Source organism: Glycomyces tritici (assembly GCF_030403505.1).
Genome location: NZ_JAUEMJ010000005.1, coordinates 104,715 through 120,613 on the forward strand (window position 1 = coordinate 104,715; position 15,899 = coordinate 120,613).

Sequence of the window (15,899 nt, forward strand, 5' to 3'; positions counted from 1 at the left end):
GTGACCACGACGCAGGCCCCGCAGGCCCTCCCCTGCGGCCTGGGCCTCCTCATCGGCAGCAAGTTCGCCTCCACCGTCGCCTACGCGACCTCGTGGGTCCTGCTGCCGCTCTACGTCTACCAGGCGAGCGGCTCGGCCGTGCTGACCGCGCTGGCCTCCGCGGCGAACGTGCTCCCGTTCCTCCTCTTCGGACTCTTCGCCGGGGCCGCCGTCGACCGCTCCTCGCCGGTGCGGGTCATGGCCTGGATGGAAGTGGCCAACGCCGCCGTGCTGCTGTGCGTGCCGCTCCTGGCCGCCACGATCGGCGCGGGCCCGGTCCTCCTGTGCGCCATCGGGTTCGCCTCCGCGACCGCATACGTCTGGTTCGACGTGGCCAGCGCGGCGCTCCTCCCGGCGCTCGCCGGGGCCGACGGGGTCTTCCGCGCCAACAGCTACCTGTGGATGACCACCACGGTGCTCACGGCCGTCGCCGCCCCGGTCGGCTACTTCCTGCTCGACGCGCTCCGGCTCGGCCCCACGTTCGCCGTCCTCGCGGGCTGCTACCTGCTCTCGGCGGTGCTCATCGCCGCGATCCGGCCGCGCCCGGACACGGCCGGCTCCGCCCGGCCCGAGCCCGGCGCGGTCTGGGCCGGCGTCAAGTACCTGGCCGCACACCCGCTGCTGCGGGCCTACACCACGGTGAACGTGGGCGTCGGGGTGAGCGCCGGGGCCGTCTACGGGATGCTGGTCGTCTTCGCCTCCCGCGCGCTCGGCCTGCCCAGCGACGACTACCGGGTGGCGTGGATCGTCGCCGCGTCAGGGGTGGGCGCGCTGGTGGGCGCGATCGCGGCCCGGCGCTTCAAGGGCGTGCCGCCGATCCCGGCGGCCCGCTGGATGACCGGCCTCGACCTGGTCCTGCTGCTCGCGTACGCCGCCGCGCCGTCCTGGCAGCTGGCCGCCGTGCTGCTCCTGTGCTGGAACACCGTCCACACCTGCTTCCTGGTGGTGGGCATCTCGGTGCGCCAGACGGTGACGCCGCAGCGGCTCCAGGGCCGGGTGAACGCGGTGGGCCGCATGATCGTCTGGGGCTCGGTGCCGCTCGGTACGCTGCTGTGCGGCGGCCTCACCGAACTCATCGGTCCACGGTGGGCACTGGCCGCCCTGGGCGTGTTCGCGTTCGCGAGCCTCGTCGCCGCTCTGCGCGCCCCCAGCGCGCTCACCATGGACAACGCACTTCTTGAGAAAGCAGAGACATGACCTCATCCCGTCCACTGAGGGTGCTCTTCGTGGCCTTCAGCCGCTCCAGCCTCGGCCACGTGACGCGCATGCGCACGGCCGCCAGGCGCTTCGCCGACGCCGGGCACATCGTGGCCGTCGCCGCCCACGAGGAGGTCCGGCACCTCATCGAGCACGCCGGGCTGGCATGGATCGGCATCGACGAGATCGGGCCCGCCCCGGCCTGGCGCGGCATGAGCGATGTCGCGAGCCTGCGCGCGTTCGCCCGCACGCGGCTCGCCAGCCCCATCTACGTGCAGGCCTCCCTGCGCGACGAGCTGCGCGCCATCGACGAGTTCGGGCCGGACGCCGTGGTCAGCGACATGCGCAACACCGCGTCCGTGGCGGCCTCGATGCGGGGGCTGCCGAGCTTCACCTGCCACAACCTGCGGCTGTTCAAGCACCCGATGCACGCGGTGCTCCCGGAGATCCTGGCGACCCTGGAGGCGATCGGCGTCGAGCCCGAGCACCGTGTGCCCCTTGGGGACGCGGTGCTCGTGCCGGACCTGCCGCTGCTGGACCCGCTCTCCGGCGTCCCGGCCGAGACCGCCGGGCTCATGGCCGAGCTGACCGCGGAGATCCGCCACATCGGACCGCTCGTGCCGCAGGAGCTGCTGGCGCCGCCGGTCGCTTCGATGCGCGAACCGGTCCTGAACATCACGCTCGGCGGTTCGGGCGCGGGGGACAAGGACCTGCTGCGGGTCGTGGCCGCCGCGAGCGGCCTCGGGGTGCGCCTCGCGGTCACCCTCGGCGTGGAAGGCCCCGACAGCGACGCGCTCGCCGACCAGGTGCGGGCCGCGGCGGGGGGCGCCGAGACCGAGATCGCGGCGTTCCGGCACGACGCGGTCGACCTCATGGCGCGCAGCGCCGCCGCGGTCGTCCATGGTGGACACTCCTCGATGATCGAGGGACTGCTGTGCGCGACGCCGCTGGTGTTCACGCCGCACTCCGCCGAGCAGCGCGGCAACGCCGCCCGCGTGGCCGCGCTCGGCCTCGGGACGGTCGTCGCCGACGACGACCCCGCCGACGCCGTCACCGACGCGATCCGCGCGGCGCTCGCCGCCGACCGGGGGCCGCACGACGCGTTCGCCGCCGTGCTGCGCTCCGCCGACGGCGCGGGCGCGATGCTCGAGACCGTCGAGCGCGCGGTGGCACTGTACCGCGCCCACAGCCGTGCGGGCGTGGCGAACGGGGCCGCCGGTGCGCGCTGACATCGCTCTCTCCACCGCGATCATGACCCACCCGGCCCGCGAGGACCGCGCGCGCAAGCTCGCCGAATCGCTGCCGGACCTCAACCCGGCCGTCCTCGTGGACGACACCGAACCCGGCCGGGGCAACCTCGGCAACGCCCTGCGCGCCTGGGGCGCAGTGGGGGAGGACGCCACGCACCACCTGGTGCTCCAGGACGACGTCGTCCCCTGCGACGGCTTCACCGCGCTGGTGCGCCGGGCGGTCGGCGCCCGCCCGGACGCCGCGATCAGCCTGTTCTGCGAATGGGGTTCGCGCAGTGCGACCCTCGCGCGCGTCGCGGCCCGCCGCGGCTGGGGCTGGGCCCGCGCGGTCGACATGTACACGCCCTCGCAGGGCCTCGTCATGCCGCGCGACACCGCCCTCGCCTTCGCGGCCACCGAGGACGCCGGCGGCGCCGACGACCTCGCGCTCGTCGCCTACCTGCGCGGGAACGGCGTCGAGAACCTCGTCACCGTGCCGAACCTGCTCGAGCACGACGACCGGTTGAGCCTGACCGCCAACGGGTTCCAGGGTCCGCGGCTCGCCGTCTGCACCGCGCCCGCCGGCGCCGACCCGGACTTCGGCACGCCCGCCGCCGGGACCGGCCTCACGCGGCTCCCGTACGCCTCCTGGATGCGGGTCCACGCCGAGTGGTTCTACTGCGGCGAGTCGCCCGAGGCGTACACGTGGCTCGGGGAGTTCGGCGACACGCGCCTCCCCGAGGGCTTCCGCAAGACCGACCTGGCCGAGCGGTTCCGCGCGGACCTCGCCGAAGTCGGCGCGCCGCTGACGCAGGCGGCGAGCGAACTGACCCTCTTCGAGTACTGGACCGTCCACTTCGCACTCGGCCTCGTCCAGCCCGAACCGCTCGCAACCCCGCCCGGCCCGTTCGCCGAGGCCGCGTTCGCCACCGCGTTCCCCGGCCTGTTCCGCCGCTACCTGCCGCTGGACACCGTCGACGCCCTGCGCGGCAGCGCCGGCCGCCTCGCCGCCGCCGCGTTCGAACGCGGCGCCGCCGCCGACATCGAACGGCCGCAACCGGCCTGGTACGAGGAGACCCGATGACCGTGCCCGGGCCCGCGCCCCACCGGTGGCTCGGGCGGCGGCGCAACGCCCACGAGTACGCCGTCGACCCGGTCGGCTACACCGCCCGCCTCCACCACGAGTACGGCCCCGTCAGCGGGCTCGTGCACGGGGACCGGCGCCAGGTCTTCGCGTTCGGGCCCGAGCACAACCGGACCGTCCTCACCCGCGGCGACACCTTCCACACCGTGCTCGAGTACGCCATCCCGCAGGGCATCCGGGACGCCAGGCGCGGCATCGGGCTGCTCAACATGAACGGCCCCGAGCACCGCCGGGCCCGCCGCGTCGCCACGCCCTCGTTCAGACCGCAGGCAGCTCTGGCGCACGGCGAGCTGATCGCCCGCCTCGCCGCCGAAGAGGTCGACTCGTGGATGCCCGGCGAGCCGTTCGACCTGACCGACCGGATGCGCCGCCTGACGCTTCGGATCGCGTGCCTGTGCTTCTTCGGCGTCGACATCGCCGCGCAGGCCGACCACATCGGACGCATGGTCCAGGACATGCTGGCGCTGCGCTACTTCGCCTCCTCCATCCGGTACTTCCCGTTCGACCTCCCCGGCACCCCGTACCGGCGGCTGCTCACCGTGATCCGCAGGCTCGACGGCGCGCTCGCCGAGATCATCGAGACCCGCCGCGCCGGCGCCCGCCCCGAAGGCGCCGCCCCCGACCTGCTCCAGTCCCTCATGGACGCCCGCGGCGAGGACGGCGGCGCCTTCGGCGACGACCAGCTCGTCGGGCAGCTCACGACCCTCCTCGTCGCCGGGCACGAGACCTCCTCGAACACCCTGGCCTGGACGCTCCTGCTGCTCTCGCAGCACCCGGCCGAACTCGACAGGCTCCTCGCGGCCCTTCCGGAACGGCCCGAGGGGCGGGCGGTCGCGCTCGAGTTCCCCGCGGGCCTGGACCACGTGCTCAAGGAGGTCCTGCGGCTCCTGCCGCCCGGACCCAACACCTCCCGGATCGCCGTGGAGCCCACCGAGATCGGCGGCCACGAGATCCCGGCCTGGTGCCAGGTCGTCACCAGCAAGTTCGCCACCCACCGCGACCCCGAGGTCTTCGCGGAGCCGCTCCGCTTCCACCCCGCCCGGTGGGAGACCCTGCGGCCCAGCCTGTACCAGTACCTGCCGTACGGGGCCGGCCCGCACGCCTGCATCGGCGCCGCGTTCGCCGACCTGGAGATGAAGACTGTGCTCGCCACCGTCCTCGGCCGCTACCGGCTCGACCCGGCCCCCGGCGCCGACGTCTCGCGCCAGGTCGGACTCATGATGGCGCCCAAGGGACCCGTACCCGTGATCGCGCGCCCCCGCGCCGACCCGGCCCCGCCGCCCACCGCGGTCACGGGCGACCTGCACGACATGGTGGACCTCGACGGCGAGACCCGATGGAGGCTCGGATGGTAGAACACCCCCAGGTCAGCCTGGTGATGGCGACCTGCGACAAGCGCGACTACCTCGCGCTCACCCTCGAATCCCTGCTGGCGCAGACCTACCGGCGGTTCGAGGTGGTCGTGTGCGACGACGGGACCGCCGGCGGCGTCGCCGACATCGTCGACCCGCTCCGCGACCGGCTCGACCTCACCCTCGTGGTGCAGGAGAACCGGGGCCGCGCCGCCGCCCGCAACGCCGCCCTCGAACGCGCCCAAGGCGACCTCGTCGTCTTCATGGACGACGACCGCATGGCCGCCCCCGGCTTCGTCGCCGCCCACGTCGCCGCCGCCGGCGACGACTCGCACGCCGCCATCGGCTGGAAGCGCCGCGCCCTCACCTGGTGGCGGCCCGGCGTCCTCCCCGTCGGCGAGGACGACCTCCTGCGGCTCGCCGACCGCGTCGGCGGCGCCGAGCGGCTGCGCGAACCGATCCGCCTCCTCGAACCCGGCGACCTCGCCGCCGACCCCGAAGCGGCCCTGGCCCGCGTCGAACTGGGCGACGAGCCCGACAACTACCACGCGGTCGTCGAGGAGTACGGGACCAGCCTCGACGGCTTCCGGTTCGGATGGGCGCTGGCGACGACGGCGAACCTGGGCGTCTCGCGCGAGGCGGTCGCGAAGGCCGGCGGCTTCGACGAGTCCTTCACCGGCTGGGGCCTGGAGGACACCGACCTGAGCTACCGGCTGCACCGCCTCGGCATCCGGTTCTCGGTGCGCACCGAGGCCGTGAACCACCACCAGGTCCACCCGCTGGCCGATCCGAACCCGATGGTGGCGCAGCGGGTCATGCGCGCCCAGCTGATGCGCAACCTCGACCACTTCTGCCGGCGGCACCGCGCGCTCGACGCCTACCTGTTCCGGCGGCGCTGGGAGCACGCCATGACCCTGGCCGAGGCCGACCGGCTCCTGAAGCTGGTCGAAGGCGAGGAGGACCCGGTCCTGCGACGCGAGCTCGAATCGCTCTACGGGGACCGGTAAGGCCCCGGGGGACCGCGTCCCCCGGGGCCTGAAGCCGTACCTCAGAACTGGGCCGGTGCCAGTATCGGGCTGCCGACCTTGCCCAGCAGGTTGTTCGCCGGGTGGTTGCGCTCGCTGCCGAGGAAGAAGCTGAAGATCGCGCTCCGCCACTCGTCGGGCGAGATCCGGTTGTCGTGGTCGGCGTCCAGGTACTCGAACACGCGGTGGCTCTCCTGGTAGTCCACGCCGTGCCAGTTGCGCAGCAGCTGCACGAACTCGCCGGAGCCGATGAGGCCGTCGCCGTCCTCGTCGGCGATCGCGAAGTACGCGTCCGCGATCGAGGCGAGCTTCGCGGCGGCGGCGAACTGGTCGGCGATCATGTGCTCGGCCAGCGCGGCGCGCAGCTCCCGGCGGCCGACCCGGCCCTCGGCGCCGTCGGCCTTCGGGGCGATGAACTCGCTCCACAGCCGCTCGGTGGCCTCGCGCAGCTCCAGGCCCATCGGGCTGTCGACGGGGATGCCGCGCGCGCCGAGGACGCGGGCGGCGGCCTCGTTCAGGTTCGCCTCGGTGATGTAGCCGTTCCCGTCGATGTCGAGCGTGTCGAACCAGCGGTCGAACTTGTTCAGGCGGATTCTGCCGACGTTCGCGGGCCGCTGGGACCTGACGGCGATGGCGATCGCCGCCCCGGCGGCGACCGCGGTCGCGACGGCCCCGACTGCCAGTGCCCTGGTGCGCTGCTTCTTCATGGATCTCCCGTTTCCTCTGGTGTTCGGTGACCGGACCCCCGGCCGGGAATGTCCGGTTCGCTATCCAGGTCGGATCGTGCCACGGCGGGCGCGGCCCGGGGACTGAAACCGCCGATCCGGCTCGCATGCCGGGACCGGTCCCGAGCGATCGGTGCTGCACTGGGGCGGTCCCGACGCCCCGAGGAGCGCCATGTACCCCGAGCCCGCCCCGCAGTTCCCGCCGCAGTCCGCGGCGCCGCCGCCGCGTCCCGCGCCGCCTCGCCGCGCGACCGACCCGGTGGCCGCGGTCGCCGGGAACGCCACCATGCTCGGCCTCGGCTACATGCTCATGCGCCGCCCGGTCCTGGCCGTCCTCGCGCTCTGCGGGACCGGGTTCCTGCTGTGGTCCGCCGCCGTCCAGACCGAGAACCCGCTCTGGAGGCTCCTGCTGCCCGCCTGGGGCCTGGTGATGATCCTCCACGCCTGGTGGCTCACCCGCCGCTCGCGCCCCGACCGGCTCGTCGACCTCACGGACTCGGCCGCCCTGCTCGGCTCCGCGAAGCCCGATCCGGGCCGGCGCTCCAAGGTCTTCGCCGTCACCGCCGCCGCGCTCGTCCTGCTCACCGCGGTCTGGTTCCGCGTCGACGCGTGGCGGATCGCCGACGACGCGGAGACCGCCCACACCGCGGGCGACTGCGAGGAGGCCACGGCCGCACTCGACCGCTTCGACGCGGTCCACCGCGTCGCCTTCGGACCGGCCGTCCTGCGCGGCGAGGAGGAGCGGGAGGCCTGCGCACTCCTCCTGGCCGCCCTGGAGTCGTCCCGGGAGGCCCCCACCGAGGCCGCCGCCACCATGGAGACCTACCTCGGCCACCCCGGCGCGCTCTGGGACGGCGCCGGCCCCAAGCGCGCCCAGTTCATGCTCGAAGCGGCGCTCCTCGACTCCCACCCGAACCCCACCGTCCTCGAGGAGGCCTTCGCGCAGCTCTCGACCACGCTCGACGAGCACCCCGGCCAGTCCGCGGCCGTAGCATCCACAGTGGAGGGGTTCATGGCCGGCCTCGCCGAGGCCCCGCCGTGCACCGGCCACGCCGTGGACGACTGGCTCGCCGCGCAGTCATGGGAAGCGGAGGAGCTCACCGCGCCGGTCGCCGCCGCCGTGGACCAGGTGCCGCTGCGGATGCTCGACTGCGCCAAGGAGACCGCCGAGGCCGGTGGCGGCGACGGCGCCGTGCTCTTCCGCGAGTTCCTCACCGCCTACCCCGACCACGAACGGGCCGGCGAGGCCGCGGACGGCGTCCTCGCGTCAGGCACGTACTGCGCCGACCCGGTCGCCTACCGCGGCGCCCCCGACCCCGGCGGCACCGGCCCCCACCCGATGCAGCTGGCCGGCTCCTGGGGCTCGGAAGGGCGCGGCTTCCCCGACTCCTGGCTCGCGACGACCGCCGCCGAGACCGCACTGGTCGTCTGCGCGGACGCCGAGGCCGGGGAGTTCCAGGAGGCCTGCCGGTACCGCAGGCCCTCCGGAGACACCTTCTACGCCTACTTCTTCGCGCACCGCTTCACCATCAAGGCCTACGCGCTCCAGACCGGCGAGCTCGTCGAGGAGTACGCCCGCGAGATCGGCGACCCGTGCCCGGACACCCTCGACGGCACCTACGCCACCATCTTCGTCCAGATCTCCGACACCAGCCTGTCCATGGCCTCGGAGTACACCGACGAGGACTTCCGCGACATGTTCGCCCCGCTCATGGATTGAACCGGATCATCCATAGTGGATGATCGAGGCCGAGGCCGACCGCGTTCCTCGCTTCCGTCGGGTTCAGGAGGCCTTTCGGGGCGTCACGCCGACCACGCCGACCGTGAGCAGCAGGTTCGAGTACTGGCGCTGGTCGCCCGTGGCGACGACCACGGCGGTGTCGGCGCCCTTCGCGAGGTCGTAGAACGCGAACCGCTCGACCGCCTCGAACGGCACCACGTCACCGAGCATCGTCCGGTAGCCCTCGTGGGCGGGCACGGACGGCCCGTCGGACGCCATCACGACCGCGTGCTCGACCGCCACCGCGTCCAGCAGCGTCTCGAGCACCTGGTCCCCGGTGAGCAGGTTCGCCCGGAGGTTGAGGTGGATCATCGCCGCCGCCGGATTGGCATGCGTCGAGCACGGGAAGTGCCCGTCCGCGATGAGGATCCGCGAGCCGTGGCCGGCCGCGGCCAGCGCCGCCAGGAGCGGCGGGTGGATGAGCGGGTATCTGAGCATGTTCGCCTTTCCGGAGCCGGTCGGGCCGAGCCGCGACCCTGACCAAGGTACATCTGATCCATACGAGCGATCGAAGCGATCATTGCCCCGGCAATGCCGCGGGACACCGCTGATACAGCGATCGGCATTCGATCGCGACGCCGATGGCGCGGCCCGCGAGGGCCGCGCCATCAGTGTCCGGTCGAGCCGTGGTCAGCCGAGCGTCCAGCGCTGGTTCGCGCCGCCGTTGCAGGTCCACAGCACCACTTTGGAGCCGTTCGCGGTCGCCGCGCCGGAGACGTCGAGGCACAGCCCCGACCCGGCGTTGGTGATCGAGCCGTCCGCGTTGCGGTTCCACTTCTGGTTCGTGCCGCCGTGGCACGACCAGATGATGGCCGCCGTGCCGTTGGCCGTGCCGCCGCCGCTCGCGTCCAGGCACCGCCGGTTCCCGTCCGCGTACACCGTGAACTCGCCTGCGGCCGTGAAGGTCCACTGCTGGTTCGCGCCGCTCCAGCAGTCGTAGATCTGCAGCTGCGTGCCGTTGGTCGTGGACTGGTTCGGCACGTCCAGGCACCGGTTCGCGCTGGCCGAGCGCAGCGCGCCCGACCCGCCGGGGTTCCCGCCGTCGCGCGGACCGGCGGCCGCCATGATCTGCGAGGCCGCGGCCGGGGGCGAGCCGGCGTTGAACGTGGTGTTGTTCCTGACGGTGTTGCCGCGCTGGCCGTCCACGAGCCCGGTGATGCTCGAGTTCGTGGTGTAGTTCCCGGTGACGGACATGTTGCCGGTGAGGTTGCCGCTCTGGTTGTTGGCGTGCGCCCATTGCCCGTACGTGTTGCGGAAGACGTTGCCGGACAAGCTGAAGTACCGCGAGCCCTCGTCGAAGTACATGCCGAGCTGGCCGCTGTTCTCGCAGAAGTTCCCGCTGATGGCGCTGTTCGGGTGTGCCGACAGCGAGTAGATGCACCCGGCGTCGAACAGCGTCTCCACGACGTTGCGGACGTGGTTGCCGGTGACGTTCACGTACTGGGAGGTCGTGGGCGTCTGGTAGATCGGCTGGAAGTCGTAGAGCCCCCGGTTGAGGTACTCGGGGCTGCCGCCCGGATCGTTGGCGCCCCAGCCGAAGCCGACGTTGATGCCGCTGTAGGGCATGTCGGACACGTAGTTGTGGGCGATGGTGAGGCGGGTGGCGTAGGTGCCGAGGATCGCGACCTGGTCGAGGTACTCGACCGCGGTGTCGTGGATGCTGTTGTCGCTGATCATGATGTCGCTGTTGATCATCCGGGAGTCGCCGGGGTGGTGGGCGTCGGGGCGGACCCCGCCGACCACGATGCCGCCGCCGGCGCCCGCGGTGAAGGTGTTGCCGGTGACCTCGATGTTCTTGGCGCCGAGGCCGACTCCGGTGCTGTGCGCGTTGGCGTCGTTGCCGATGCCGAGGTCGACGGAGCCGAGGTTGCGGAAGGTGTTGCCGGTGAAGGTGATGCCGTCGGCGGCCGAGACCTGCACCGCGGCGGGCACCTGGGCCCAGCTGTTGCGCGCGGCCTCGAAGCCCTTGCAGCCGGAGCGGCACGAGGTGAACGCGTCGGCGGGCCGGTTGGGCTGGACGCCGGTGATGAACGTGCCGGTCTGCTGGTTCGCGTACCCGTTGTTCGAGCCGGCGTCGAGCCAGCTGGTGCCGGTGAAGGTGAGCCCGGCGAACTCGAGCGCGCGCACCGGCTGGTCGTAGGTCCCGCCCACTTCGACGAGCGTCTCCAGGCGCGGGAGCTCGACCTTGGCGTTCGCCATGTTCTGGCCCGACAGCGGCTTGTAGTAGAGCCGCCCGGCGGCCGTGTCGAGGTACCACTCGCCGCCCTGGTCGAGGAAGCGCTTGGAGTTGAGCAGGTAGAACTTCGGCGTGCGGAACGGGTTCTGGATCGCGTCGTACCCGTAGGTGTTGTTGTTCCACGCGGGCTGCTGCATCGTCACGGTCCGGCCGCTGATGCCCTGCACGGGCGCGAACCGGTTGGTGAAGGAGAGCAGGGCCTGGAGCTCGATGCGCTGCTTGTCGGGCAGCGACGCCAGGTAGTCGAAGTTGCCGTTGTTCAGGGTGAACCCGCTGGCGTTCAGCGTCATGTCCGAGGGCGCGATGCTGGTGCGCGCCCGCTGGGCGAGGACGCCGTCCACGTAGAGCTGCCGGGTGTCGAAGCCGGTGCCCACGTCGGCCCGGTAGATCCCGGTCGCGGCGTCGTCGAGGGTCCAGCCGGTGACCGCTTGCGCGCCGGTGACCACGGGGCTCGCGCCGTCGGCGGCCCGCCAGGTCACGGTGTGGCCGTTCCTGCCCGAGTCGCCGGCGTTGAACCGCAGCGGGCTCGAGAGCCGGTAGGTGCCGTTGAGGAGGTTGACCGACACGTCGCCGTCACCCGCTCCGGCGGCCTGGCGGGCCCGCCTCTGGGCCTCGGTCAGGGTCTTGAGCGGTTGGCTCGAGGTGCCCGCGGCGGTGTCGCTGCCGGTGGGGGAGACGTAGAAGTCGTAGGCGGTCTGCGCTTGTGCCGGGGAAGCGCCGAGGCCCGCGAGGGCTCCGGCGACGGCGAGAAGCAGAGCCGCCGCAAGGGCGAGTCGCTTCGGGGGTGAGTGCCGCATGGCGTGTTGCCTTTCCATCGTTGGCGAGGCGGTGGTCCTAGAGGTCGGTGACGGGTACTCGCAGCTCGGCGGCTGATGCCTCGGGGTCCTCCTGCCCGCGGCGAGTAGGGGATCGGTCGGTCGTGTCGTCCTGCTGCGCGGTCGCGAGCAGGTGGAGTCCGGCGCGCTCGGGCCGGACGCCCGGACCGGCGGGATCCGCGTGGCGCGGTCTCGGGCCGAGTCCGGATACGGCTCCCTCATGGACGCGGACGCCCAGGCCGGGAGTGTCGCCGAGGACGAACGCGCCGTCCTCGATGTCGAGGTCGGCGGTGACGCCGACGGGCGGGCGCAGGTCCTGCAACTCGCTGACCAGGTGGTTCGGCACCGCGGTGGCGGCGTGCAGCAGGCCGACGGGCACGTTCCCGATCGGGCTCACCGGCAGGTCGAACGCGTGCGCCAGCGCGGCGGTGCGCAGGAAGTGCGTGACGCCGCCGACCGCGGAGGTCTGGACGATGTCGACCCCGCCCGCTTTGAGGAGCGGCCGGAACTGCTCCAGCCCGGTGAGGTTCTCGCCGGTGGCCACGGCGGCGCGCACGCCTCGGTGCACGGCCGCGAGGCCCTCGGCGTCCCAGCGCCGCACCGGTTCCTCGATCCACGCGAGGTCGATGGTGCGTTCGAGCTCGCCGACGTGGCGCACGGCCTGCTTGCGCGACCACATCTCGTTCGCGTCGAGCATGAGGCCCGGCCGTTCGGCGCCCGCGTCGGCCAGGACCTCCCGCACCAGGGCGAGTCGGCGCCGGTCGTCCTCGACGTCGAGGCCGCCTTTGAGCTTCGCCGCCCGCAGGCCGCGCTCGGCGTACACGCGGTAGGCCGCGGCCAGGTCCTCGTCGTCGAGGCCGATGTCGAGCCCGGACGCGTAGGCGGGCACGACCCGGTCGCGTCCGCCGAGGAAGCGCCAGAGCGGCTCCTCGGCGGCCTGGGCCTTGAGGTCCCACAGGGCCGTGTCGAGCGCGCCGATGGTGGCGAACACGGCGCCGCCGTGCCCGGCCTTGAAGGTGTGCCGCAGCATCCGGTCGTACAGCGCGGTGACGCTCCGCGGGTCCTCGCCCTCGATCGCGGCGAAGACCGTCGCGATCTCCACATGCGAGCCGATCCCGACGCCGGTGAGGCCGTCGTCGGTGTCCACCATGACGAGCGGGATGGTCGTGACGCCGTCGGCGAAGACGCCGTTGGCGTCGCCGACGGGCCGCGCCCACTCCTGGATCGTCGTCAGCGTGCGGTAACCGGTGATCCGCATGTCATCCTTTCGTGGCGCCGGCGGTGACGCCGGCGGTGATCTGGCGCTGGAAGCAGAGGTAGAGCGCGAGCACCGGCACGGCCGCGATGAGCACGCCCCCGGCGAACGTGGGGATGTCCGCCGAGTACTGGCCGCGCAGCGAGGTGACCCCGACCATGAGCGTGCGGTGCTCGGCCGAGGGCATCAGGAGCAGCGCGATGAGCACGTCGTTCCAGCAGAACAGGGCGTTGAGGATGCCCACCGAGAGGAGCGCGGGCCGCCCCAGCGGCAGCATGATCCGGCCGTAGACCCCGTACACGGAGTTGCCGTCGATGCGGGCGGCGTCGATGATCTCGGGCGGGATGCCGCTGTAGTAGCTGGTCATCAGGAACACCGTGAACGGCAGGAACTGCGCGGTGTAGGCCAGGATCAGCCCGGGGTAGGTGTCGATGAGACCGACCTGTCCCATGGTGCGGGCGAGCGGGACCATGATGACCTGGAACGGGATGAACAGCGCCGAGAGGATGGCGAGGAAGAGGAGCCGCGAGCCGCGGAATCGCAACTGGCTCAAGGCGAATCCGGCCATGGACCCGAAGAGCAGGAGGAGCGCGACCGCGCCGGTGACGACCAGGAGCGAGTTGGCGAGGTAGCGGCCCATGTCGGCGCTGGCCCAGGCGGTGGCGAACGCGTCCCAGCGCAGCCCCGTGGCCGGGGCGAAGCGGTCGAGCACGTACTCGTGCCGGGTCTTCATGGCGACGTTGGCCGTGAACACCAGCGGGTAGACGGTGGCGATCGCCAAGGCGGCCATGGGGACGGCGGCGAGCCAGCGGCCCGCGCGGAGCGGTGTCATCAGTCCTCCCTCCCGGCTCGGCGCAGGACGGCGATCTGGGCCAGTCCGACGACGAGCATTACGCCGAAGAGCACTGTGGACGCGGCCGAGGCCATGGCCGGGCGTCCCATCTGGCCCTGCTGGAACCAGATGTAGTACTCGGGCAGGTAGGTCGAGCCCTCGGGGCCGCCGCCGGTCATGACGTAGAGCAGGCCGAACATCGAGGTGAGCATGCCGATCATGGTGGTGACGACGACGAACTGGATGGTCCGCGAGAGACCGGGGACGATCACGTGCCGCACCACGCGCGGCAGGGAGGCGCCGTCGACGCGGGCCGCGTCGATCAACGACGCGTCCAAGGTCGCGAACCCGGCGAGGAACACCACGAGCGCCATGCCGAAGGTGGCCCAGATGTGCACGCCAACGACGGCGAACATGGCGATGTCCGGGTCGCCGAGCCAGTCGACGGGTCCCAGGCCCAGGGCGCCCAGCAGCGCGTTGGCGGGGCCGTCGAAGGCGAGCAGCAGGTTGAAGATCGCGCCGATGATCACCGGGGAGAGCACCGCGGGGAAGAAGTAGACGCCCCGGTACACCCGGTGCCCGGGCACCCGCAGGTAGATGAAGGTGGCGAGGAGCCCTGGGATCAGGACGGCCACGGGAAGGAGCAGGACCAGCAGGCCCACGTTCTTCATGGACGCCAGGAACAGCGGGTCGTCGAAGAGCGCGGTGTAGTTGTCCAGTCCGACGGCCTGCCCGTTGCGGTCGCCGTCCCCGGTGAACGAGAAGTTCACGCCGAGGGCCAGCGGGTAGAGCCGGAACACGCCGATGATGAGCGCTGCGGGCGCGATGAGCAGGTAGGGCGCGAGCCGCTCCGACCGGGACGTGCCCGCGGCGCCGCGCCCGGATCTCACGCGGCGCCGCGGTGTCGGGGTGCCGGTCCGGACGCTGGTCCGGACCGGCGAGGCGAGCTGGGGCATGCCTAGGCCGCCTGGTCGCTCTCGGCGAGCTGGGCGAGCGCGTCGTCCACAGTGACCGATCCGCTGAGGAGCTGCTGCGAGAGCCGCCCCATCAGTTCGAGGGTCTCGGCGGAGAGGGCCACGTGCAGTGCGGGCTTGCCCGTGGGGAGCTCGTCGACGATGGCGGCCGTGGCGGGACCGGCGCTGGAGGCGTCGATCGTGGTGTCGGCGGCGATCGCCCCGGCGTCGGCGTAGAACGCCTCGAGCGCCATGGTGGAGGAGAGCGAGCGGACCAGGTCGGCCGCCAGCTCGGGGTCCGCGGTCCACTCCGCGACGCCGTACCCGATGCCGCCGTCGTACGGCATGTTCGGCGCGGCGTCGGGATTGACCAGCGGTGCGGGCATGACGCCGACGTTCTCGGCGCCGAGGAACTCGCTGAAGTCCTTCCAGTGGCCCACATCGGACATGAGGCCGATGACGTGGGCGGCGTCCCCGGCGTCGAAGATCGCGAACTCGTCGTTGAACATCGCGGTGGAGTTCACGCCGTCGTTGTTGAGCCCGGCCTGGTCGGTCTCGGCCCACAGCTCGAAGATCCGCTTCACGCCCGGTGAGGTCCAGTCGCGGTCGCCCTCGATCCACGCGTCGTACTCGTCGGGGGTGAGCACGCCCGAGCCGAGGCCCGAGAGGAAGAACTGGATGCCGAAGCCCTCCTTGTTGCCCATGGCGAAGCAGTCAGCGCCGGTGGCCTCCGTGAGCTGCTCGCAGTTCGCGAGGAACTCCTCCCAGGTGGCGGCGGGCGCCTCGGGGTCGAGCCCGGCTTCGGCGTACAGCGCCTTGTTGTAGTAGATCGGGTGGCCCTGCAGGGTCACGGGCGCGGCGTAGACGTGCCCGTCTGCGGAGAAGGCCTCCCAGCCGGCCAGGCGGTCCATGTCGTCGGCGAGGTACTCCTCAAGGGGCAGCAGTGCATCGGTGCGGTCGCGCAGCTGGCCGCCGCCGTTGAAGAGCATCACGTCAGGGCCTTCGCCGGACTGGATCGCGGTGCCCAGCAGGTTGTAGTACTGGTCGAACGGCTGGGCCACGAACTCGACCTCGACGTCCGGGTGCTTCCGGGCGAAGTCGGCCTTCGCCTCCTCGATGTAGGACTTGGCGGTCTCGTCGCCGGACTTCCAGTCCCAGACCACGAGGGTGCCGCTGTCGCCGCCTTCGGAGGAGTCCGGTCCGGCCGCGCTGCCGCATCCGTAGAGCGCGAGGGGCGCTACCAGGGCGGTCGACCACAGTGCTCGTCGCTTCATTGCAGGTCACTCTCTGTAGGGGCGCCGGAGGGGTCCGGCTCAC

General features: G+C 72.3%; 13 protein-coding genes. 6 read left to right on the top strand and 7 right to left on the bottom strand.

Annotation, left to right across the window (positions count from 1 at the left end):
- From QWI33_RS17365 to QWI33_RS17385, 5 genes are read left to right on the top strand one after another with little or no spacing between them, the layout of a single operon-like run.
- Nucleotides 1-1,236, top strand: a complete 1,236-nt coding sequence (locus QWI33_RS17365; RefSeq protein ID WP_289958405.1) for an MFS transporter — start codon at nt 1-3, stop codon at nt 1,234-1,236.
- Nucleotides 1,233-2,465 carry a glycosyltransferase gene (locus QWI33_RS17370; protein ID WP_289958406.1) on the top strand — a complete coding sequence of 411 codons (1,233 nt, stop codon included), beginning with the start codon at nt 1,233-1,235 and terminating at the stop codon, nt 2,463-2,465. The genes QWI33_RS17365 and QWI33_RS17370 overlap by 4 nt, the downstream gene beginning before the upstream one ends.
- On the top strand, nt 2,455-3,549 hold the full coding sequence (locus QWI33_RS17375; protein ID WP_289958407.1) for a hypothetical protein: 1,095 nt from the start codon (nt 2,455-2,457) through the stop codon (nt 3,547-3,549). Before QWI33_RS17370 ends, QWI33_RS17375 begins: the two co-directional genes overlap by 11 nt.
- Nucleotides 3,546-4,964: a cytochrome P450 gene (locus tag QWI33_RS17380; protein ID WP_289958408.1), complete on the top strand. Its 1,419-nt coding sequence runs from the start codon at nt 3,546-3,548 to the stop codon at nt 4,962-4,964. Before QWI33_RS17375 ends, QWI33_RS17380 begins: the two co-directional genes overlap by 4 nt.
- Complete coding sequence (locus QWI33_RS17385) at nt 4,958-5,968, top strand: glycosyltransferase family 2 protein (protein WP_289958409.1); 1,011 nt, start codon at nt 4,958-4,960, stop codon at nt 5,966-5,968. Before QWI33_RS17380 ends, QWI33_RS17385 begins: the two co-directional genes overlap by 7 nt.
- 41 nt (nt 5,969-6,009) lie before the next feature.
- Here the strand turns inward: QWI33_RS17385 and QWI33_RS17390 are convergent, their stop codons facing one another.
- Nucleotides 6,010-6,693 carry an EF-hand domain-containing protein gene (locus QWI33_RS17390; protein ID WP_289958410.1) on the bottom strand — a complete coding sequence of 228 codons (684 nt, stop codon included), beginning with the start codon at nt 6,691-6,693 and terminating at the stop codon, nt 6,010-6,012.
- A 190-nt stretch (nt 6,694-6,883) separates the two neighbouring features.
- On the opposite strand from QWI33_RS17390, the gene QWI33_RS17395 reads away from it, so the two are divergent.
- Nucleotides 6,884-8,431 (top strand): hypothetical protein, encoded by a 1,548-nt coding sequence (locus tag QWI33_RS17395; protein WP_289958411.1) that lies wholly within the window; start codon nt 6,884-6,886, stop codon nt 8,429-8,431.
- 63 nt (nt 8,432-8,494) lie between these two features.
- Here the strand turns inward: QWI33_RS17395 and QWI33_RS17400 are convergent, their stop codons facing one another.
- The 6 genes from QWI33_RS17400 to QWI33_RS17425 all read right to left on the bottom strand — a co-directional run bounded on the left by QWI33_RS17400 (nt 8,495) and on the right by QWI33_RS17425 (nt 15,856).
- The gene (locus QWI33_RS17400; RefSeq protein ID WP_289958412.1) at nt 8,495-8,929 is read right to left on the bottom strand and encodes an RbsD/FucU family protein; all 435 of its coding nucleotides are present in this window, start codon (nt 8,927-8,929) and stop codon (nt 8,495-8,497) included.
- A 192-nt stretch (nt 8,930-9,121) separates the two neighbouring features.
- Nucleotides 9,122-11,524: an RICIN domain-containing protein gene (locus QWI33_RS17405; RefSeq protein ID WP_289958413.1), complete on the bottom strand. Its 2,403-nt coding sequence runs from the start codon at nt 11,522-11,524 to the stop codon at nt 9,122-9,124.
- 37 nt (nt 11,525-11,561) lie between these two features.
- Nucleotides 11,562-12,800, bottom strand: a complete 1,239-nt coding sequence (locus QWI33_RS17410; RefSeq protein ID WP_289958414.1) for a mandelate racemase/muconate lactonizing enzyme family protein — start codon at nt 12,798-12,800, stop codon at nt 11,562-11,564.
- Nucleotide 12,801: 1 nt separating this feature from the next.
- Nucleotides 12,802-13,629, bottom strand: a complete 828-nt coding sequence (locus QWI33_RS17415) for a carbohydrate ABC transporter permease (RefSeq protein WP_289958415.1) — start codon at nt 13,627-13,629, stop codon at nt 12,802-12,804.
- On the bottom strand, nt 13,629-14,585 hold the full coding sequence (locus tag QWI33_RS17420) for a carbohydrate ABC transporter permease (protein ID WP_435367593.1): 957 nt from the start codon (nt 14,583-14,585) through the stop codon (nt 13,629-13,631). The genes QWI33_RS17415 and QWI33_RS17420 overlap by 1 nt, the downstream gene beginning before the upstream one ends.
- Nucleotides 14,586-14,587: 2 nt before the next feature.
- Complete coding sequence (locus tag QWI33_RS17425; RefSeq protein WP_289958417.1) at nt 14,588-15,856, bottom strand: ABC transporter substrate-binding protein; 1,269 nt, start codon at nt 15,854-15,856, stop codon at nt 14,588-14,590.
- Between the last annotated feature and the right edge of the window lie 43 nt (nt 15,857-15,899).